Consider the following 20,380-nt stretch of genomic DNA (forward strand, 5'->3'; position numbering starts at 1 on the left):
TCCCGGCTTTCTGTTTGCGCAAGAATTACTTGTTCTCCAGGTCGGTGCGGATGTCGCGGCCGTCCGGAGCGATGTTCAGTTGTTTGCCTTCTGCATGCAGCGCTTTGATTTCTGCGATCCAAGCGTCGAGCAGCACGTCGCCCAACTGCCAGTCCTTCACTTCGCCGAATACGACGTAGCCGTCGCCGGTGCCGGTTGCCATGAAGTCGTTGGTGGTGACTTTAAAGGTGCGGTCGGTGTTGTATTTGCCGTCCACGTAGACCGGAGTGCCGTCGAGCAGGGTGATCTTGGTCACCATGTCGCCTTTCGCACGGGTGCCGTCCCATTCTACGTTCAGGCCGGACCATTGGGTCGCGATCACACCGGAGTATTTGTCCGGTACGTCAACGGCGCGCTTGACTTGCTCAGCGGTCATCACGCCGGTCATGTTGGTGTTGCCAAACGGCAGCACAGCGAACATTTCGCCGTAGGTCATCTCGCCTGCTTCCACATCGGCACGGATGCCGCCTGCGTTGGTGAAGGCGACGTCAGCGCCGGTCGATTTGCGCATTGCGTCGGTGATCGTCATGCCGAGCGCGGTCACGCCGTCGCGGTCTTGGTTGCCGTTTTTCGCCATGCGGAACGATTTGCGGGACAGGTTGGTCGCGGTCACGCCTTGCACTTCCGCTTCCTTCACTTTCACTTGGTCTTTGTAGCCCTTGACGATCGCTTTGACTTCTGCGTCGCCGGTGGTCAGGTTGGTGTACGTTTCAAGCAGGCCGGCGTTGGAGGACACGACGTCTTTGGTGGTCTTGTCCACGAACAGCTGGATGTGGCCGAGCGCCCAAGTCCACTGGGAAGCTTCCACCACCGGAATGCCGTTGACGATGCCAGCTACGCGCTGGTGGGAGTGGCCGCCGACGATCGCGTCGATCGCGCCGTTGCCGGTGCCGTTCGCGAGGTCGACCAGTTCGCCCACGATCTCTTTCGTCGCTGCTGCTTGCTCGCCCGGCAGGTGAGAGGTGACGACGATCACGTCGACGCCTTTTGCTTTCAGCTCAGCCGACAGTTGTTTCGCGATCGGAGCCGGGTCCGGGAAGGACAGGCCGGTGATGTTGGTCGACTTGGTGGTCGTTGCGGTCTGCGGGGTGGAGAAGCCGATCACGCCGACTTTCACGCCGCCTTTGTCGAGGATCACGTACGGCTTGGTCCAGTCGACCAGCTTGCCGGTCGCATCATCGATCACGTTCGCCGAGATGATCGGAACCTTGGAGTTGTTGATGTTGTTGATCAGCACGTCGCGGCCGAAGTCGAACTCGTGGTTGCCGATCGCCATCGCGTCATACTTGATGTCTTCCATCGACTTGATGACCGATTCGCCGTTGAACAGGTTGGAGATCAAAGTGCCTTGCCAAGCGTCGCCGCCGTCGACGACGATCGTGCCTTTCGGGTTGACGGAGCGGAAGTCGTTGACGATGCCGCCGATCGTTTCCATGCCGCCTTGGTCTTTTTGCTTGTTCTTGTCAAACTGCACTTCGATGTTGCCGTGGATGTCGTTGGTGGACAGGATGTCCAGCACGTCGAACAGCAGGTATTTGAGCGCTTTTGCCGCTTCGCCGCGGGTCATCGGTTCGGTCGGGTTGAAGTTGCCTTCCGCGTTCGGAGCGAACACGCCGGCGATGGTGGTTTGCGCCACGAACGGTTTTGCCCAGTTGGCGACATTGTCTTTATCTTTGAAATAGTTGAGGACGTTTTGGTTGACGGTCGGAATCTTGCCGCCGTTCATCGAGGCGCCGATGATCACCGCCATCTCTTGGCGGGTCACGGTGCGGTTCGGTTCGAACTTGCCGTTGCCAACGCCGGAGATCAGACCTGCAGCCACTGCGTTTTCAACGATCTGGGACTGCCATTGAGCGAGGTCGTTAAAGGAAGACTTTTTCACTTTCACGTTTTGCAGGGCGAGCGCTTTGTTGATCATCGCGACCAGCTCGGCACGGGTGACATATTTTTCTGCTTTCAGATCGGTGGTGCCCGGATAGCCGACGATTGCACCTTTCATTTGAGCGAGTTGGATGTCAGATTTTGCAGCCGGTGCTGCGGTGGTGACAGCTTCTTCTGCCATCACTTGCGGAGCAGCCAGAGTTGCGAACAGCGATGCGACAACAGCCATCGCGCCAAACTTAAATGTATTCTTCTTCATAGCGAAATGTGTCCCCCTAATCTAGTTAAGAAGATGATAATCTGTCATCATTATACTAGATTAGGATGCATAATTGTTAGGTTTTTCGAATGATTTTTGTAAACTTTGATTTACGATAGTAAAAACTTCCAACAGGCCGGGCCAACCCGTGCCTTTTCTTGACATTGATTGCTTGCGATCCCTATAATAAAAAGAATGTACAAAGGTTGGCAGATCGCTGATTAGGAGGGGTTAGCAGTGTCCATTAACATTACTTTGCCGGATGGAAGCGTGCGTTCTTACGAGGGCGGACAAGTCACACCGGCAGAGGTGGCTGCAAGTATCGGCAAAGGGCTTGCCAAGGCAGCTCTTGCCGCAAAAGTTGACGGTCGCCTCGTCGATCTTTCGCATCCGATCAAACAAGATGCAGAGATCGCGATCGTGACCTGGGATTCGGCAGAAGGTCATGAGGTGTTTTGGCACACCTCGACACACATCATGGCACAAGCGGTGAAACGCCTGTTCCCGGATGCGCAGCTGACTGTTGGCCCGACGCTTGACGAAGGCTATTTCTACGATATCGACACCCCGCGCACGCTGACGCCGGAAGATGTGGAGAAGATCGAAGCGGAGATGAAGAAGATCGTCGACGCCGACTTCCCGATCGAGCGCAAAGAGCTGTCCCGCGAGGATGCGATCACCTATTTCACATCGATCGGCGAACTTTATAAGGTAGAGATCATCAAAGATCTGCCGGAAGACGAAGTGATCTCCGCCTACACCCAAGGCGAGTTCACCGACCTCTGCTACGGTCCGCACCTGCCGTCGACCGGCAAGCTGAAAGCTTGGAAAATCACCAACATCGCAGGCGCATACTGGCGCGGCGATCAAAATAACAAACAGCTCCAGCGTCTGTACGGCGTGTCCTACCCGTCGCAGAAGGAGCTTGACCAATACATCTTCCGCATCGAGGAAGCGAAGAAGCGCGACCACCGCCGTCTGGGCAAGGAGCTCGGCCTGTTCTCCCTGCGCGAAGAGTCCCCGGCGATCCCGTTCTGGCTGCCGAAGGGCCGCGTGCTCTGGAACACCTTGCGCGACTGGTCGTACAAGACCCAGCTGCGCCTTGGCTACCAGGAGATCAACACGCCGCAAGTGCTCAAGGTCGACCTGTTCCACCAGTCCGGCCACTATGACTTCTATAAAGAAAACATGTATTTCATGAACCAGGACGGCACCGAGTACGGCCTGAAGCCGATGAACTGCCCGGCGCACTGCCTCGTATTCTCCGAAGGCGTGCATTCCTACCGCGACCTGCCGATCCGCTACTCCGAATATGAGCGCCTGCACCGCTGGGAGTACTCCGGCGCGGTACACGGCCTGATGCGCGTGCGCGGCCTCTGCCAGGACGATGCGCATCTGTTCTGCACCGAAGAGCAGATCGAATCGGAGATCATGGGCGTCTTGAAGCTGCTCGAACAGACTTACACCACGCTCGGCCTGAAGTTCAAAGTCAAGCTGTCGACCCGTCCGGAAGAGTTCATGGGCGACATCGAACTGTGGAACAAGGCGGAAGCGACGCTGGAGCGCACCTTGAACGACATCAAGGCGGACTGGGTGCTCAACCCGGGCGACGGCGCGTTCTACGGTCCGAAGCTCGACTTTGACGTCACCGACTCGCTCGGCCGCACCTGGCAGTGCGCCACTCTGCAGCTCGACTTCCAGCTGCCGCTGCGCTTCAACCTGACCTACGTCGACCGCGACGGCGGCCACAAGAATCCGATCATCATCCACCGCGCGATCTTCGGCTCGATCGAGCGCTTCATCGGCATCCTGATCGAGCACTTTGCCGGCGCGTTCCCGACCTGGCTCGCTCCGGAGCAGGTGCGAATCCTCGCCATCGCCGACCGCCATGTCGAGTTCGCCGAGCAGGTGAAAGAAAAGCTGCTCGACTACGAGATCCGCGCGACGGTCGACTCCGACCACGAGAAGATCGGCTACAAGATCCGCAACGGCCAGCTGCAGAAGGTGCCGTACATGCTCGTCGTCGGCGACCGCGAAGCGGAAACGAACTCCGTTTCTGTGCGCAGCCGCGAAGCGGGCGACCTCGGCAGCAAGCCGGTCGATGAGTTCATCGCCGACATCCTGCAAGAGATCAAAGAAAAGCGTCTCTCCCAGTCTCATCTGCAAGCGACCGAAGCATAAGAAAAAGGCACTCTCCGTCATGGAGAGTGCCTTTTTGTTTCTCTTACACGTCGCGCTTGGAAAACTTGCGGACGGCAAACAGCAGCATCAGGACGCCATAGAGCAGCGTGTAGAACAGCATGATGTTGCTCGGCTCGCTCACACTGCCGAACAGCCCTTGCGAAGCGAACGAGATCGGGTTGTCAGCAACGTCAAACAGTTGGACGGTCATCCGCCGGAACAGCGAGTCAACGGGGAAGGCCAGCGAGGAAAGAATGCCGATGTTCGACAACGCCTGATTCTGGAACATCGTGCCAAACTGCTCCATGAAGCCGCCGATGAAGCCGATCCCGTACATGACGATCATGATGATGCCGCCGTTGATCGTGGTCAGGCGTGTCGAGAGCCAGAGCCCGATCGCCGTCACCAGAAGCGGCATCACCATGAAGATCAAACTGCCTTTGATCACTTGCGACGCTTCGAAATGCATGACCAGCGAACCGCCAAACAGCGTGTTCATCAACAGCACACCGAGAAAAATAAACAGGGAATAGAGCGTCATCAAACCGCCAAGCCCGATAAATTTACCGAAGATCACATCGCGGCGCTTGATCGGGCGGGCGAGGATCGTGTCGATCTGGTGGCTCTCGATCTCGCCGGACACAGAGCCAACGGTGGACAGGATCGTGAGCAGCATCGTGATGAAGTTCGCAAAAAACAGGCCGATCGAGAGGATTTGCACCGACATAAACGTCTTCTGCAGCAGCGTTTGTCCAACATCCATCCCGGCAAAGTTAAAATTTTCGGCGAGGTCTTTGGAGGCGTAATGGCTGGCCACGCCAAAAAACGCGAGAAACGCGAGCGTCATCAGCACGGCGATCAGAAAGATCTTCTTGTACAGCGTCTCCTTAAACGACAGCTTGGCGATTGTGAACATGCTCTTGCTCCTTTCGGTTGACCCAGTACAGGAAGACATCTTCCAGATGCGGCTGCATCGGCAACAGCTCATAGAGCATCACGCCGCGCTGGCTCAAGCGGTTGACCAGCTCCGGAATCCGCTCTTCCCCGGTCAGGGCCAGCAGATAGCGCTCCGTTCCGTCATTGCTATGATGTTCGAGCGGCTCCCAGCCGGTGACCAGCCCTTCGAGTGCGGTCCAGACCGCCGGGGTCATGCCGCCGGCGCGGATCGAGACTTTCGCCTGCACATCGGTCAGTTTGCGCCATTCGCCCTGCACGATCAGCTCGCTTTTGTGGATGATCGCCACATGGTCACAGACCGACTCCACCTCCGACAGCAGGTGCGAGTTGAGGAAGACCGTCTTGCCTTCCCGCCGCAGCTCGGCCATCAGGTCGCGCACTTCGCGGCGGCCGATCGGGTCGAGCGCCGAGGTCGGCTCATCGAGGAAGATCAGATCGGGCGAGGAAATCAGCGCGGCGGCGAGGCCGATGCGCTGCTGCATGCCTTTCGAATAGCGGCGGATCTTTTCGTTTTCCCGGCCGTTCAGCCCGACGCGCTCGACCAGGTCGTCGATGCGCTTCTTCCGTTCGCCGCGCGGCACTTTGGCCAGCTCCGCATGCGTCTCCAACAGCTGGCGTCCGGTCAGCCAGTCCTGATAGCGAAACAGTTCCGGCAGGTAGCCGACTTGTGCCCGCGTCTCAGGATCGCCGATCGGGCGGCCGAGCATCTCAGCCCGGCCGCCGGTCGGATGGATCAGGCCGAGCATGGTGCGGACAAACGTGCTTTTCCCGGCGCCGTTCGGGCCGAGAAAGCCGTAGACCACCCCGCGCGGCACCGACAGCGTGATGTCTTTGCAGCCCGCCTTGCCGTCATATTGCTTCGTGAGGTTCCACGTTTGAATCACTGCATCGTTCATCGTCTTGCTCCTCTCCGCAACAGAACGCAACAAGAGCAGCCCTCAGCCGGGTGCTCTTGTCTGCGCTCTGGAATTAGTTGTAAAGTTTCGCCGTTTCCAAGAGGAACGCTTTCATCTCTTGCGTCTTGCCATCTTGCGGAGTCTCGGTGACGATGTAGGATTCCAACATGTGAATCTTGCCGTCTTTCTCCCAGACCAGCGTGCCGCCGTCGCCGTAGTGGGCCTGGATGAACAGCCCTTTGTGTCCGGCGACCGTCACGTCTTCCACTTTGTCCTGCCCTTCGATCAGCGGGATCGGCAGCGTGCTCTTCCAGTCTTTGATCGAGGCGAGCTGCTTGCTGACACCGCTCGGGATCAGCGGGGAGGCGAGGATGGTGCGGCGCAGCTCTTCCACGTCGACGTCGGCCGGAACGTCCAGTTGCAGCGCACCGATCACCTGGTAGGAGAAGTACGACTGCTCCTTGGAAAAATGATAGCTGGTCGTCTCCGGCAGGGTCAGCGAGAACTTCTTGCCGTCCAGTTTGTTGTCAAATTGCACGCCGGCACCGATCTGTTGCAGCATTTTGTTCGCCTTGACGGTGTCGAGCTCCATCTGCACGGTGTACGCCGGATGGAAGCTGCCTGCGTTCATCGCATAGCCTTGCGGAGCCGGGACCACCGGGAAGCCGGCCGCTTTCATGCTTTCCGGCGATTCGAAGGACTGGCTTTCTTGCGGCTGTTCGGCGGTGAAGGTGCCCAAGCCTTTGATCGTCTTTTCGCCGCCTTCCGTGCCGTAGAAGAGCTGTTCGATGCTGCGCAGTTCCTCCGAGTTGATCTTGACCGATTCGATCTTGTTGACGCGGAAGATCGAAAGCAGATCTCCTGCTGCCGCCTGCACTTGCGGAATCGTCAGCACGGACAGCACAACGGCTGCTGCGACAGTGCCTGCCGCCCATTTTTGATATTTTTTCGCCATGGTAAACCAGCTCCGTTTCGGTTGGGGTGGATGTGCTTGCGGTGCTTCCATCGTTTTGGCCGGTGCGGCCAGCCGGGCTTGGAACTTCTCCCAAGCCGCTTCGACATCGATCTCTGCTGCCAGCGGGAGCGGGGACAAGCTTTCCTGCAGCGCTTCATCGCTCCACGCGGCGAGCCGCTTCAGCTCGTGCAGCGTCTGGGTGCAGAGGGCGCAATGGTCGAGATGGCGGGCCAGCTCTTTGCGTTCGTCACGGGATAACTCGCCGTCCAGATAGCTCTGGATGCGCTCTTCCTGCGGACATTGGTTCATCGTTCAGCCCCCCTTTTGCGTTGATAGAGATCACGGAATTTGCGCCGTGCGCGGGCGAGCAGCGTGCCGACCGAGCCGGACTCGACGGCGGTCGCTTCCGCCAGTTCTTGATAGTTGTAGCCGGAGTATTTCATCAGGAGCAAGGTGCGGTCGCGGTCGTTCAGCGAAGTCAGCGCCTCGCGCACCGCGGCGATCTCCTCCTGTTTCAGCCAGCGTTCTTCGGTGGACGGCTCCAGCCAGCGGTCGAACAGTTCCTGCCCTTCATCGCGGGCGGTGCGCCTGCGCTCGCTGCGCAGGTGGTTGTACGCGGCGTAGATGCCGGCTTGGGTCAGCCAGCCGCCGAGGTTGTGGATTCCTTGCAGATCCTGATCGTACAGCTTGAGGAACACATCTTGCGCCAAGTCTTCCGCCACGGTCTGATCGCGGGTGATCCGCATGATCTGGCGGACAACCTGCGGGTAATAGGTGGTGAACACTTCCTGAAACGGCGGTGCCGTCTGCGGACTCGGGCGTTCTGCCATGCGTGCGGTACCCTCCATTCTGCGCCTCCTTTCCTGCGTGCTTCTACCTGTATGAAACCGCCGGGGCGAATTTTGTGACACAAAAAAGAACATGGCGCAAAAAATTCTTGCGCCATGCCATCAGTGTACCCTATGCGCCAAACGTGGAGTAGCCAAAGAATCCGCCCAAGATGCCGGCGACGGCGATCGCGCCGAAGTAGAGCCGCAGCAGATTGGCCCGCTCGCGGGGCGGCAGAGCTTCACGCACCGCTTCGATCTGCTGCGAGTTGCGAATGATCACGAGCAGTGAGCTGATCATCCCGATCAGTCCGAAAAAGGAGGCCGGGCCGCCCCCGATCCATTTGAAGAGGAGGGCGAGCATGAGAGCGCCAAGACCGATCGGATACAGAAACTTGTCCAGCTTGGCGAGCTGCTTGCCTTTCGAGCGCACCAAGACGGTATAGAGGTTCAGCAAGACGGCGGCGATCATCATGAACTGAAACATCGTGGTTATCGTATGGGTCGTCATGTCGATTCTCCTTCTATTATCAGAATTTTATATCTATTAGTATACAGGATTACTCGTCGTTGCGGTTGATCAATCGTGCGCGCGTCAAAATCTTTTCGCCAAATTTATCGCGGAGCTTGTCCATCGTCCGCGACAGCTCTTGCTGCTTGGGGTCGGGAGCGGCGGCGAGGGGGGCGGACGTTTCGAACAGGCTGAGCTGCTGGGTGTGCTCGACCGCTTCGCCTTCCTTGACCAGCCCGGAGACGGAGACGCCGATCAGGCGGATCGCGTCGCCTGTGGTGAGGGCGCATTTGGCGAGCAGCGACTTCACCGTGTCGTAGATGACGATCTCCAGACTGGTCGGCACGGGCAAGGTGTGACTGCGGGTGATCGTGCGAAACGGGGCGTAGCGCAGTTTTAAGGTGACGGTGCGCCCTTCCACTCCGGCGCGGCGCAGGCGGCGGGCGACCTTTTCCGCCTGGCCGAGCAGGGTGGCTTCGAGGAACGGCACATCGCGGACATCTTCGGCGAAAGTGGTCTCGTGCCCGACCGATTTCGCCTCGCGCTCCGTTTCCACCGGACGTTCGTCGAGGCCGCGCGCGAGCAGGTAGAGGTGGTCGGCGAAATCGCCGAGGTGGATGCGCATGCGCTTGAGGTCCATCTGCGCGACATCGCCGATCGTCTTCAGACCGAGGCGGAGCAATTGCTCCGCGCTCTTGGCGCCGACGCCCCAGAGCCGGGTGACGGGCAGGTGATGGATGCGGGCGGCGAAGTTGTCTGGCGTGAGCACGACAAGGCCGTCGGGCTTCTCCAGATCGGAGCCGAGCTTGGCGAGGAACTTGTTGTAGGCGACGCCGACCGATGCGGCCAGGCCGAGCTCTTCGCGGATCTCGCGCTTCAGCCGCGCGGCGATCGTCACGCCGTCGCCGAACAGCCTGCGGCTGCCGGTGACGTCGAGGAACGCTTCGTCGACGGAGAGCTTTTCGATCAGGGGGGTGTAGCGTTCGAGGATGCTGAACATCTGGCGGGAGACCAGGGCGTATTTTTTCATATCGGGAAAGAGGAAGATGCCGTCCGGGCAGAGCCGTTTGGCCTGTGCGGTCGGCATGGCGGAGCGCACGCCGTACTTGCGCGCTTCGTACGAGCAGGTCGAGACCACCCCGCGGCTTTCGGCCGACCCGCCGATGATCACCGGCTTCCCGCGCAGCTCCGGCGCGTCGCGCTGCTCGACCGACGCGAAGAAAGCGTCCATATCCAAGTGCAAGATCGTGCGTTCCATCTCTCTTCCCTCCGAACAAATGTTTCTATAAGGCAAGAATAGCAAAAAAACCGCTCCGACTCCAGTCGAAACGGTTTTCCTGTTTTCAGAGCAGCGTCTTGCAGTAGCCGATCAGGTACTGGTAAGCATTCCGCCGGTCGTCCATCGACAGGACTTGTCTGCCGGGGCGCGGGTTGATGTCGAGGGCATAGAGCCCGCCGTCTGTGGTCAGCCCGATGTCGATGCCGAGGAAGGCGAGCGACGGGCGAAGCGGCGTCAGCGCCTCTGCGGTCAGCACGGCAACTTGCTCGATCTGCTCCCGGGCCGGCACCGGCAAGCACTGGCTGCGCAGCTCCTCTTGCAGCCACGCCAAACTTTCTGTGCGTCCGCCTTGGGCGAGGTTGGTGACCGCCTGACCGGATTGGCCAACGCGGGGCACGGTGGCGACGGGACGCCAGCGCTTGCTATCGTCGCGGTAAAGCACGACGCGCAGGTCGATCTTGCTGCCATCCGCTTCGACGAGCGGCAAGCCTTGTTGGATCAGATGCTTCTCGCGCCCGAGCCTCCGCGCGATCATCTTGCGCATCGCAGCCGTGCCAAGCACTTGCTCCTTGCCTTCCGCCACCGCATACCGCCCGTCCGCCGCGCGGGTGATCCGCACCACGCCGCGCCCTTTCGAGCCGCGCACCGGCTTGACAAAGACGCTCGGGTGCCGCTGCAGCCAGCTCTCCACATCGTCCGCGCTGTGCAGGGCGGACGATTCCGGCAGATGCGGGCGCAGCGCCGCCGATTGAAGCAGCGTCCGCCACACGCCGCGCTTGTCGGGCAGGCGCGGGTTCACGACCCGGGCGCCTTTTTGGATCAGCCCGCGCTTTACGGTGGCGTAGCGGGCATCGGTGCGCGCCACATGCACAAACACCTGGTCCACGACCACCTGCGGCAGCGCCGCCGTGCCGTGCCGCCATGCGCCGTTTGCTCCGAGCAGATAGCCGCGCACCGTGTTGCTCGCAAGCGACACCTGATGCGGATGGAAAAACAGCACCGGCCAGCCTGCCGCCCGTCCTTCTTCCGCCAGCAAAAGCCACGTCGGCGACAGGCTCTGTCTGGAAGCGGGGGCGGGCAGGTCGGTCGTCATCAGTCCGAGCAGATCTGGTTTCAAGCGGCTGTCCCTCCCTTGACGAGTTCTCGTCTATTTTATGAAAGCAAAGCGTGATCGGTCTCACCATTTTCGAGCGGCTTCGTATACTTACAACAGCAGGGTGAACATGCTAACATAGAGAAAGTGACTTTTTGGTACATAGTGGCTTTTTTCATGAGGAGGAGTACAACATGAACGATTATTTAGTACGCGCAACCGCACTGGACGGCAAACTTCGCGCGTTTGCTTGTATAACGACCGACATCGTCCGCGAGCTCTCGGACCGCAACAAAGCGCTGGCGCTGGCGAGCGCTGCGCTTGGCCGCACGGCGACGATGGCGGTGATCATGGGCGTGATGCTGAAGGGCAAAGAGACGGTCACCTTGCAGATCCGCGGCGATGGCCCGCTCGGCCGCATCGTGGCGACGGCCGATTCGGAAGGGCATGTGCGCGGCTATGTGGACAACCCGCTGGTCGAACTGCCCCCGAAGGACGGTATCGTCTTCGGCGATGTGGAAAAGCTCGACGTCGGCGCAGCGGTCGGCGACGGATTCCTGTTCGTAATCAAAGACCTCGGCATGAAAGAGCCGTACGTTGGCTCTGTGCCGTTGGCGACGGGCGAGATCGGCGACGACTTCCTGTACTATTTCGCGCAGTCGGAGCAGACCCCGTCGGCGCTTGGCCTCGGCGTGCTGATCGACAAAGAGCAGACCGTCACCCAGGCGGGCGGCTTCCTGCTCCAGCTGCTGCCGGGCGTGGCCGAGGAAGACATCGACTACATCGAAGACCAGATCAAGCAGTTCCCGCACATCACCTCGCTGCTCGTGCAAGGGCAGACGCCGGAGCAGATTTTGCAGCGGCTGATCCCGGGCGAGATCAAATTCAATGAAAGAGTCGAGATCGGCTTCCAATGCGACTGCTCCCGCGAACGCTTTGCCCGCGGCTTGATCTCGCTTGGCGAGACGGAGCTGCAAAAGATCGCCGAAGAAGACAAAGCGGCAGAACTGGTCTGCCATTTCTGCAATGAAATGTATCATTTTAATGAAGAGCAGCTGTTGGAGCTGGTCCGCGACGCGAAGAGGGATTGACAGAAAAACCCGTTCCACGATACACTAAGACCAACAAACAACGTAATTCCAACTACAATACTTGGTTTTATATAAACAGGGGAGGGTATTTTTCATGCGTATTGCAAACAACATTGCAGAGCTGATCGGCCAGACTCCGATCGTGAAACTGAACACCATCGCCGGTCCGGATGATGCGGAGATCTATGTGAAGCTGGAGTCGTTCAACCCGGGCGGTTCTGTCAAAGACCGCATCGCCTACTCGATGATCATCGAAGCGGAAAAAGCGGGCGAGTTGAAGGAAGGCACGACCATCGTCGAGCCGACTTCCGGCAACACCGGCATCGGCCTGGCGATGATGGCAGCGGCGAAAGGCTACCGTGCCGTGCTCGTCATGCCGGACACCATGTCGATCGAGCGCCGCAACCTGCTGCGCGCGTACGGCGCTGAACTCGTGCTCACCCCGGGCGCAGAAGGCATGAAAGGCGCGATCGCGAAAGCAAAAGCGCTGAAGGAAGAGAACCCGGAATGGTTCATGCCGCAGCAGTTCGACAACCCGAACAACCCGAAGATCCACCGCGAGACCACCGCAGCTGAGATCCTCGAAGCGTTTGGCGGCGAGCTGGACGCCTTCGTCGCAGGCGTCGGCACCGGCGGCACGATCACCGGCGTCGGTGAAGTGCTGAAAGGCAAGAACCCGCAGATCCAGATCGTGGCGGTCGAACCGTCCGCCTCCCCGGTCCTCTCCGGCGGCAACCCTGGTCCGCATAAGATCCAAGGCATCGGCGCAGGCTTCGTGCCGTCGATCATGAACACCGATCAAGTCGATGAGATCGTCCAAGTCGACAACGAGATCGCGTTCGAGTATGCGCGCCGTCTGGCGAAAGACGAAGGCATCCTCGTCGGCATCTCCTCCGGCGGCAACGTGTATGCAGCCCTGCAGGTCGCGAAGAAGCTCGGCAAAGGCAAGAAAGTCCTCACCGTAGCTCCGTCCACCGGCGAGCGCTACCTGTCCACCGCCCTGTTCCAATTCGAATAAGCGCAGAGATTCTGCCAAGAACGAAGAGCATCCGCAAGTCGGGTGCTCTTTTTTGCTATAATAGATAGAGTTTGGCGCAGAGGAAGTGGGAACGTGAGATACAATCCGTATGTGATACATATTGAAAACGAAGCGCATCTGTACGCCGAGTTCCGGCAGGTCGGCTCGACGGAAGCCGGGAACCGGATCATGCTGAACAAAGGGCGCGGGTTTGTGATCCGCATCGACAACGTCAGCTTGAAAGCGGCGAACATTTTGAAACAGGAGATGCTCTCGAAAGGCGGCGACGCGGCGGTGCATCGGGATGTGGCGGGTCTGACGGCCGGCGACTCGTCGATCGTGCTGCTCGGCACCAAGCGGCAATTTTCGGAAGTGATCCAGAAGCTGAAGATCCAGCCGTTCGGCTTGAAGCAGCTCAGCGAGGAACTCAGCTCTGTGCTGGAGCGCTTCGAAGCAAAAGGGCACCGGACGCTGACGTTCGGAGACGGCGCCTATACGTGGGAGTTCGGCAGCCGGACGCTGGTGATGGGCATCTTGAACGTCACGCCCGACTCGTTTTCTGACGGCGGGCGCTGGGCCGACCTCGACAAGGCGGTTGCGCACGCCCGCGAGATGATCAATGCGGGCGCTGACGTGCTCGACATCGGCGGCGAATCGACCCGTCCCGGTCATGCGCCGGTCGATGCGCAGGAAGAAATGCGCCGCGTCGTGCCGGTGATCGAACGCCTGTCGCGGGAAGTGAACGTCCCGATCTCGATCGACACCTACAAGGCGTCGGTCGCCGAAGCGGCAGTCCGGGCGGGTGCGCACATCGTCAACGACGTCTGGGGTTTCAAACAGGACCCGGAGATGGCAGCCGTCTGCGCAAAGCTGAACTGCCCGGTGATCTTGATGCACAACCGCGAGACGCCGTATGAGCAGGACCTGATCACCGGTGTCGTCCGCGACATTCGCGAATCGATCGCGCTGGCTCATGCAGCGGGTGTGTCTGACGAACAGATCATCTTGGACCCCGGCATCGGATTTGGGAAAACGCACGAACAGAACCTGTACATGATGAAGCGCATGGACGATTTTACCGGCCTTGGCTACCCGGTGCTGCTCGGCACGTCGCGCAAGTCGATGATCGGCAATGCGCTCTGCCTGCCGGTCGACGAGCGCGTCGAAGGCACGGCGGCGACGGTGGCGCTTGGCATCGCCAAAGGCGTGGACATCGTGCGGGTGCATGACGTAAAAGAAATGGCGCGCGTCGCCCGGATGACCGACGCGATGGTGCGCTAGGCGAAGGAGACGAGGGAAGGATGGACAGGATCTATATCTCCGGCATGGAGTTCTACGGCTACCACGGCGTATTTGAAGAGGAAAACCGGCTCGGGCAGCGGTTTTATGCGGATCTCGTGTTGCACGCGTCGCTGAAAGCGGCCGGCGAGACGGACGATCTCAGCAAGACGGTCAACTATGCGGAAGCGTACGCGGCGATCAAAATCATCATGGACGGCGAGCCGGTGCAGCTGATCGAAACGCTGGCTGAGCGCATCGCGCAGCAGATGCTCGACCTGTATCCGATGGTGCAGCAGGCGCAGGTCAAAGTGACCAAGCCGTCGCCGCCGTTCCCAGGGGCGCTGAGCGGCGTGGCGGTGGAGGTCATCCGTGAACGATAACGGCCGCGAGCTGCACACCGCCTACCTGTCGCTCGGCTCCAACCTCGGCGACCGGGTGCAAAATCTCTGCGCGGCGATCCGGCTTCTGAATGCACACCCTGACATTCAGGTGACGAACATCTCCTCGGTTTATGAGACAGCCCCGGTCGGAATGACCGACCAGCCCGACTTTTTGAACCTCGCTTTGGAGATCAAAACCCATTTGGGCCCCCAAAATTTGCTTAAAATTACCGGTTCTACAGAATTAGACATGGGTCGTCAAAGGGATATCAAGTGGGGACCGCGTACTTTAGATATAGACATCCTGCTCATGGACAAGCAGGTCATGGACACGGCGGAACTCACTTTACCACATCCCCGGATGGGGGAACGCGCATTTGTCCTACTACCACTCGCAGAACTTGCAGGCGGCATGGTTCATCCTGTTACGCAGCAAACCGTGTCAGACATGGCCAATCAGGTTGACGGAAAGGAAGGGGTCTTTCTATGTCAGATACCATTGGCAAGCGTTTGCGGGCTTTCCGAAAGCTGAAGAACCTCACACAGCAGGAATTGGCCGACAAACTGCATGTCTCGATCGCCATTGTAGGGGCGATCGAGAGAGGCACCAGAATGCCCTCCAATGAGCTGCTCCGCTCCATCCACGCCGTGCTTGGCGTGACAGAACAGGAGCTGCGCGGCGAGACGCTAACAATTGGTGGTTGAGAAAAGCAGTTGAGAGATGGTAAGATGAAGCTACTATGAATTCGGAGCGAGGCACAGACCCTACGGTCTGTGTTTTTCGCTGTCTATAGATTGGAGTGAAGGTTTCATGTTGAAGATCGGACAGGTAGAGCTGGAAAACAACGTAATCTTGGCGCCGATGGCCGGTGTCTGCAACCCGTCCTTCCGCGTTTTGGCGAAAGAGATGGGCGCAGGCATGGTCTGCGCGGAGATGGTCGCGACGAAAGCTTTGCAGCATGGCAACGCGAAAACCCGCTCCATGCTGACCATTCTGCAGGAGGAAAAACCGGTTTCGATGCAACTGATGGGCTGTGACGTGGAGTCGATGCGCATCGCGGCCGAGCTGGTCGCCGATACGGATGCGGCGATCGTCGACATCAACATGGGCTGCCCGGCGAACAAGGTGCACAAGGCCGGCTCCGGCGCGGCGCTGGCCCGCGACCCGCAGAACGCGGCAAGAATCGTCGAGGCGGTCGTCAAAGCGGTGCCGAACAAGCCGGTGACGGTGAAGTTCCGCAAAGGCTGGGACGATGACAACATCAACGCCGTCGAAGTGGCGAAAGCGGTCGAGGCGGCAGGCGCGCAGGCGGTGGCCGTCCACGGCCGCACCGCGAAGCAGATGTACCAGGGCCAGGCGGACTGGAGCATCATCCGCGCCGTGAAAGCGGCGGTCAACATCCCGGTGATCGGCAACGGCGACGTGACCACACCGCAAAAAGCGGTGCAATTGCTGCAGGAGACCGGCGCGGACGGCGTGATGATCGGCCGCGGCTCGCTCGGCAACCCGTGGATTTTCCGTGCGGTGACGCACTTCATGGCGACAGGCGAAGAACTGCCGCTGCCGTCTGCCGAAGAGCGCATCCGTGTCGCCTTGCGCCACACCGACCTGCTCGTCGCGGAGAAAGGCGAGTACACCGGCACCCGCGAAATGCGCAAACACATCGCCTGGTACACCAAAGGCCTGCGCGATTCCAACCAGTTCCGCGACAAGATCAACCTGCTGGAAACTTCCGAAGCGTTGAAAGAGGCATTGCACGAGTATTATGCGTACTTGCTGAAGTATGAAGCGCAAGAAGTGATGAACTAAAAGCGTTTCTTGAACCGCTGTGTTTTCAGCGAGATCGAGTCTGTAAAGACGAGAATACTGGAATCACTGGTGCTGCTGTCTAAATGACCCTCATGTAGGAGAGGATGGAAGATGACTTTGCGGAGCTTGGCGTGACCTGTGCAGGGTGGCGCAAGTTTCGCTAGCCAGTCTTTTTCCAGCGACTCTTTTGCATGGGGGTTTTTGCGTGAAACATGTGGTGAGCGTTTCCTTGGGTTCTGCTTCACGCAATCATAAAGTGATCATCCGGCTGTTCGGGCAGGAATTGCTGGTCGAGCGGATCGGCACGGACGGGGACCGCCAAGCGGTGATCCGCGCCATTCGGAGCATGGACGGACAGGTCGATGCTTTCGGGATGGGCGGCATCGACCGCTATATCTATGTGCACAACCGCCGCTACACGTTTCGGGAAGCGGAAGAGATCGCCCGCCACGCCCGGCTCACTCCGATCCTCGACGGCTCCGGGCTGAAAAATTCGCTGGAGCGCCACGTCGTCCATCTGCTGGCCGACCATCCTTTGATCCGGCTGCGCGGGAAGAGAGTGCTGCTCGTCTCCGGCGTCGACCGTTTTGGCATGGCCGAAGCGCTCGTGGAGACCGGCTGCGAGGTGGTGTTTGGTGACTTGATGTTTGGCCTCGGCCTGCCGGTGCTGATCCGCTCGCTCCAAGGGCTCGATCGCGCCGCCCGCCTGATCGCCCCGCTGATCACGCAGCTCCCGATCCGCTTTTTGTATCCGACGGGGGAGAAGCAGCAGCAGATCCAGGCGAAATTTGCCAAACACTACCGGAATGCCGACGTGATCGCAGGTGATTTTCATTTTATCCGCCGCCATTTGCCGGACCGGCTGGACGGGAAGATCGTGCTGACCAATACGGTGACGCCGGGGGATGTCGAGCTGCTGCGAGCGCGGGGAGTGAAGCATCTGGTGACGACGACGCCCGATCTGGAGGGGCGCAGCTTTGGCACGAACGTGATCGAAGCCTTGCTCGTCGCGCTGCAGGACAGCCGCCGCGAACTGGCGCCGGTGCAGTATTTGGCGCTGCTCGACAAGACCGGCTTTGCTCCGCGGATTGAAACGTTGACAAGGTGAGTGTGAAGCAACTATAATCTTTTGAAAGAAAGCTTTTATGATACAAATCGAGCACTGTCAGCGAGTAGGTTGGCAGTGTTTTTCTTATAACAATGGAGAGACGGAGCTGATCGGGGATGTCGGAGAAAGAAACGCTGCTCACCCAAGGTGGGCTTTTGAAATTAGAAGAAGAGCTGGACCATCTGAAATCGGTAAAGCGCCGTGAAGTGGCGGAGCGGATTCAAGTTGCGATTAGCTATGGCGATATCAGTGAAAACTCGGAGTATGAAGACGCGAAGAATGAACAGGCTTTTATTGAAGGCCGGATCATGACGCTAGAGAAGATGCTGCGCAACGCCCGCATCATCCGCGACGAAGATGTGGCGACAGGGGCGGTCAGCATCGGGGCGCGCGTGGTGATCAAGGATCTGGAGTTTGGCGATGTGATGGAGTACCTGATCGTCGGCACCGCCGAGGCCGATCCGACCGAAAATAAGATTTCGAACGAATCTCCGGTCGGCCGGGCTTTACTTGGACGGGTGATTGGCGATAAGATTGAAGTTAATGTACCTGCGGGTATGATCGAATATGAGATTCTGGAAATCAAAAAATAGAAGTTATCGGAGTGAGAGCCCATGTCAGAAGAACAACAGCAATCCACGTCCACGCTCGAGATGAGCGAGCAGATGCAGGTGCGCCGCGAGAAATTGCAGGCCCTGTACGACAAAGGGATCGAACCGTGGGGCAAGCGCTTTGAGGCGTCCCATACTTCTCAGGAGATCCTCGCGTTCGGCGAGGATAAGACCAAGGAGGAATTGGCGGAGATCAACCAGCCGGTGAAGATCGCCGGCCGGATCATGCTGAAGCGCGGTCAGGGCAAGGCGGCTTTTTCGCACATCCAGGACGCAGCGGGACGCGTGCAGATCTACGTCAAGAAGGACACTGTCGGCGACGAGTCTTACGAGCTGTTTGACAAGATGGACATTGGGGATTTTGTAGCGGTCGAAGGCACGATTTTCAAAACGAACAAAGGCGAAGTTTCGGTGGGCGTCGAGAAGTTGGAACTGATGTCGAAGTCGCTGCGCCCTTTGCCGGATAAGCATGCCGGCCTGAAGGACGTCGAACAGCGCTACCGTCAGCGCTATGTCGACCTGATCGTCAACCCGGACGTACGCGAGACGTTTGTGATGCGTTCGAAGATCATCCAGGCGATGCGCCATTTCTTTGACGGCCAAGGCTTCCTCGAAGTCGAGACCCCGACGATGCACGCGATCGCGGGCGGCGCAGCGGCGCGGCCGTTTATCACGCACCACAATGCGCTGGATATGGAGCTGTACATGCGCATCGCGCTGGAGCTGCATCTGAAGCGTTTGATCGTCGGCGGATTGGAGCGCGTCTATGAGATCGGGCGCGTGTTCCGCAACGAAGGCGTTTCGACGCGCCACAACCCGGAGTTCACGATGCTGGAGCTGTACCAGGCGTACGGGGATTACACAGACATCATGACGCTGACTGAAAACTGCGTGGCGTATTGCGCGGAGCAGGTGCTCGGCAAGACGAAGATCGAGTATCAAGGCGTGGAAGTGGATCTGACGCCGCAGTGGAAGCGCATCTCGATGGTCGACGCGGTGAAAGAAGAGACCGGCGTGGACTTCTCGCAGGTGTATGCGGACGAAGAGGCGCACGCGCTGGCGAAGCAGCACAACGTGCAGGTGGAGAAGGCGTGGAAGGTCGGTCATATTCTGAATGCGTTCTTCGAGGAGTTCGTGGAGGCGAAGCTGATCCAGCCGACGTTCATCACCGGCCAGCCGGTGGAGATCTCGCCGCTGGCGAAGAAGAACCCGGAAGATCCGCGCTACACCGACCGCTTCGAGCTGTTCATCGTCGGCCGCGAGCATGCGAATGCGTTCACCGAGCTGAACGACCCGATCGACCAGCGCGAGCGTTTCGAAGCGCAGCTCGTCGAGAAGGAGCAAGGCAACGACGAAGCGCATGAGATGGACGAAGACTACATCCAAGCGCTGGAGTTCGGCATGCCGCCGACCGGGGGCTTGGGCATCGGCGTCGACCGTCTGGTCATGCTCCTGACCAACCAGCCGTCGATCCGCGATGTGCTGCTGTTCCCGCATATGCGACATATTTAAGACGAGAAGAAGGACTTGGCCTAAGGGTCAGGTCCTTTTTTTGTGTTTGCGGATGGGAGAGGGGGGAGGAGAGTGTGATTGGTGTGGGAGTGTTGTTGGTGTTGGTGTTGGGCGAGTATGGCGTGAGTATGAGTTTGAAGGCTTGGATATGTTTTGTTTTGCACAGATTGGGACGGTTGTGCGTGGAGAAATGGGATGAAACTGTGCGGAAATGGGGATAACGTGTGTGAATTTGTGGACAACGCTGTGGGTAATGTGGATAAGTTGGGGATAAAGAACGATAAGGTGGATAACTTTTTGGTTTCGAAGCGAAGCAGATTTAGAGAGAAGGCTTGTGAAATAGGGCATTTCCCACGCGTGAACGCTGAACTTGCATGGTTTTGCAGCAGTTTGTTTCGCTGCGCGCATTGTGGATAAGTTCTGTACATGTTAAGATGTTTCTTGTCGCCGCGACGTATCATCCGGTGCGAAACAGTAAAAAATGCTTTCCAGTGATGCAAAATATTCTTGTTGACTTTCTGATAGGCTTTGTGTTACATTATCTCTTGTCGCCGCGAGAGACATGCGGTGATGGTAGCCCAGCTAAGCACGCGACATCCTGTCGCAACGCTGGACAATGAACATCCTGTTCTTGATCCTTGAAAACTAAACGAGTGTTACAGAGATGAGATACGAGTCAAGATACAAGCTT

General features: G+C 58.7%; 19 protein-coding genes. 11 read left to right on the plus strand and 8 right to left on the minus strand.

Annotated elements, in window-relative coordinates; translation table 11 throughout:
- Positions 1-25: 25 nt before the first annotated feature.
- Positions 26-2,179, minus strand: a complete 2,154-nt coding sequence (locus tag EV586_RS17575) for a 5'-nucleotidase C-terminal domain-containing protein (protein ID WP_132946390.1) — start codon at positions 2,177-2,179, stop codon at positions 26-28.
- 237 nt (positions 2,180-2,416) lie between these two features.
- Here EV586_RS17575 and thrS point away from each other — a divergent pair, with 237 nt between their 5' ends.
- Positions 2,417-4,360 carry a threonine--tRNA ligase gene (gene thrS, locus EV586_RS17580; RefSeq protein ID WP_207893933.1) on the plus strand — a complete coding sequence of 648 codons (1,944 nt, stop codon included), beginning with the start codon at positions 2,417-2,419 and terminating at the stop codon, positions 4,358-4,360.
- Positions 4,361-4,403: 43 nt separating this feature from the next.
- Here thrS and EV586_RS17585 read toward each other — a convergent pair whose 3' ends face one another.
- The 7 genes from EV586_RS17585 to EV586_RS17615 all read right to left on the minus strand — a co-directional run bounded on the left by EV586_RS17585 (position 4,404) and on the right by EV586_RS17615 (position 10,902).
- On the minus strand, positions 4,404-5,276 hold the full coding sequence (locus tag EV586_RS17585; RefSeq protein WP_132946391.1) for an ABC transporter permease: 873 nt from the start codon (positions 5,274-5,276) through the stop codon (positions 4,404-4,406).
- Entirely contained in the window at positions 5,248-6,213 is a 966-nt protein-coding gene (locus tag EV586_RS17590) for an ABC transporter ATP-binding protein (protein WP_132946392.1), read from the minus strand. The genes EV586_RS17585 and EV586_RS17590 overlap by 29 nt, the downstream gene beginning before the upstream one ends.
- Before the next feature lie 73 nt (positions 6,214-6,286).
- Positions 6,287-7,477: an anti-sigma factor family protein gene (locus EV586_RS17595; protein ID WP_132946393.1), complete on the minus strand. Its 1,191-nt coding sequence runs from the start codon at positions 7,475-7,477 to the stop codon at positions 6,287-6,289.
- A complete protein-coding gene (locus tag EV586_RS17600; protein ID WP_132946394.1) occupies positions 7,474-8,016 on the minus strand; it encodes an RNA polymerase sigma factor SigX in 543 nt (180 codons plus the stop codon). Before EV586_RS17600 ends, EV586_RS17595 begins: the two co-directional genes overlap by 4 nt.
- Positions 8,017-8,128: 112 nt before the next feature.
- Positions 8,129-8,506: a hypothetical protein gene (locus tag EV586_RS17605; RefSeq protein WP_132946395.1), complete on the minus strand. Its 378-nt coding sequence runs from the start codon at positions 8,504-8,506 to the stop codon at positions 8,129-8,131.
- Between the two features lie 49 nt (positions 8,507-8,555).
- A complete protein-coding gene (gene dinB, locus EV586_RS17610) occupies positions 8,556-9,764 on the minus strand; it encodes a DNA polymerase IV (RefSeq protein WP_132946396.1) in 1,209 nt (402 codons plus the stop codon).
- An 85-nt stretch (positions 9,765-9,849) separates the two neighbouring features.
- Positions 9,850-10,902, minus strand: coding sequence for a YheC/YheD family endospore coat-associated protein (locus EV586_RS17615; RefSeq protein WP_132946397.1), 1,053 nt, complete (start codon positions 10,900-10,902; stop codon positions 9,850-9,852).
- A gap of 170 nt (positions 10,903-11,072) precedes the next feature.
- Between EV586_RS17615 and hslO the strand changes: the two genes are divergently transcribed.
- From hslO to lysS, 10 genes are all read left to right on the plus strand, one after another.
- Positions 11,073-11,969, plus strand: a complete 897-nt coding sequence (gene hslO / locus EV586_RS17620; protein WP_132946398.1) for an Hsp33 family molecular chaperone HslO — start codon at positions 11,073-11,075, stop codon at positions 11,967-11,969.
- 94 nt (positions 11,970-12,063) lie between these two features.
- On the plus strand, positions 12,064-12,987 hold the full coding sequence (cysK, locus tag EV586_RS17625) for a cysteine synthase A (protein WP_132946399.1): 924 nt from the start codon (positions 12,064-12,066) through the stop codon (positions 12,985-12,987).
- 93 nt (positions 12,988-13,080) lie between these two features.
- Complete coding sequence (gene folP / locus EV586_RS17630; protein WP_132946400.1) at positions 13,081-14,268, plus strand: dihydropteroate synthase; 1,188 nt, start codon at positions 13,081-13,083, stop codon at positions 14,266-14,268.
- A gap of 20 nt (positions 14,269-14,288) precedes the next feature.
- Entirely contained in the window at positions 14,289-14,648 is a 360-nt protein-coding gene (gene folB / locus EV586_RS17635) for a dihydroneopterin aldolase (RefSeq protein ID WP_132946401.1), read from the plus strand.
- Positions 14,649-14,658: 10 nt separating this feature from the next.
- Positions 14,659-15,180 carry a 2-amino-4-hydroxy-6-hydroxymethyldihydropteridine diphosphokinase gene (folK, locus tag EV586_RS17640; RefSeq protein ID WP_132946413.1) on the plus strand — a complete coding sequence of 174 codons (522 nt, stop codon included), beginning with the start codon at positions 14,659-14,661 and terminating at the stop codon, positions 15,178-15,180.
- A complete protein-coding gene (locus EV586_RS17645) occupies positions 15,135-15,353 on the plus strand; it encodes a helix-turn-helix domain-containing protein (RefSeq protein ID WP_087456405.1) in 219 nt (72 codons plus the stop codon). The genes folK and EV586_RS17645 overlap by 46 nt, the downstream gene beginning before the upstream one ends.
- Before the next feature lie 106 nt (positions 15,354-15,459).
- On the plus strand, positions 15,460-16,458 hold the full coding sequence (gene dusB, locus EV586_RS17650) for a tRNA dihydrouridine synthase DusB (protein ID WP_132946402.1): 999 nt from the start codon (positions 15,460-15,462) through the stop codon (positions 16,456-16,458).
- Positions 16,459-16,663: 205 nt separating this feature from the next.
- Positions 16,664-17,566 (plus strand): quinate 5-dehydrogenase, encoded by a 903-nt coding sequence (locus tag EV586_RS17655; protein ID WP_132946403.1) that lies wholly within the window; start codon positions 16,664-16,666, stop codon positions 17,564-17,566.
- 116 nt (positions 17,567-17,682) lie between these two features.
- Complete coding sequence (greA, locus tag EV586_RS17660; protein ID WP_132946404.1) at positions 17,683-18,159, plus strand: transcription elongation factor GreA; 477 nt, start codon at positions 17,683-17,685, stop codon at positions 18,157-18,159.
- 21 nt (positions 18,160-18,180) lie between these two features.
- The gene (gene lysS / locus EV586_RS17665) at positions 18,181-19,689 is read left to right on the plus strand and encodes a lysine--tRNA ligase (protein ID WP_132946405.1); all 1,509 of its coding nucleotides are present in this window, start codon (positions 18,181-18,183) and stop codon (positions 19,687-19,689) included.
- The last annotated feature ends 691 nt before the right edge of the window (positions 19,690-20,380 follow it).

Source organism: Tumebacillus sp. BK434 (assembly GCF_004340785.1).
Classification (GTDB): Bacteria; Bacillota; Bacilli; order Tumebacillales; family Tumebacillaceae; genus Tumebacillus_A.

Bases quoted from the DNA above. Each gene is read 5' to 3' on its own strand.
- EV586_RS17575 (WP_132946390.1), bottom strand. From the start codon at position 2,179: ATGAAGAAGAATACATTTAAGTTTGGCGCGATGGCTGTTGTCGCATCG.
- EV586_RS17585 (WP_132946391.1), bottom strand. From the start codon at position 5,276: ATGTTCACAATCGCCAAGCTGTCGTTTAAGGAGACGCTGTACAAGAAG.
- EV586_RS17590 (WP_132946392.1), bottom strand. From the start codon at position 6,213: ATGAACGATGCAGTGATTCAAACGTGGAACCTCACGAAGCAATATGAC.
- EV586_RS17595 (WP_132946393.1), bottom strand. From the start codon at position 7,477: ATGAACCAATGTCCGCAGGAAGAGCGCATCCAGAGCTATCTGGACGGC.
- EV586_RS17600 (WP_132946394.1), bottom strand. From the start codon at position 8,016: ATGGAGGGTACCGCACGCATGGCAGAACGCCCGAGTCCGCAGACGGCA.
- EV586_RS17605 (WP_132946395.1), bottom strand. From the start codon at position 8,506: ATGACGACCCATACGATAACCACGATGTTTCAGTTCATGATGATCGCC.
- dinB (WP_132946396.1), bottom strand. From the start codon at position 9,764: ATGGAACGCACGATCTTGCACTTGGATATGGACGCTTTCTTCGCGTCG.
- hslO (WP_132946398.1), top strand. From the start codon at position 11,073: ATGAACGATTATTTAGTACGCGCAACCGCACTGGACGGCAAACTTCGC.
- cysK (WP_132946399.1), top strand. From the start codon at position 12,064: ATGCGTATTGCAAACAACATTGCAGAGCTGATCGGCCAGACTCCGATC.
- folB (WP_132946401.1), top strand. From the start codon at position 14,289: ATGGACAGGATCTATATCTCCGGCATGGAGTTCTACGGCTACCACGGC.
- EV586_RS17645 (WP_087456405.1), top strand. From the start codon at position 15,135: ATGTCAGATACCATTGGCAAGCGTTTGCGGGCTTTCCGAAAGCTGAAG.
- dusB (WP_132946402.1), top strand. From the start codon at position 15,460: ATGTTGAAGATCGGACAGGTAGAGCTGGAAAACAACGTAATCTTGGCG.
- greA (WP_132946404.1), top strand. From the start codon at position 17,683: ATGTCGGAGAAAGAAACGCTGCTCACCCAAGGTGGGCTTTTGAAATTA.
- lysS (WP_132946405.1), top strand. From the start codon at position 18,181: ATGTCAGAAGAACAACAGCAATCCACGTCCACGCTCGAGATGAGCGAG.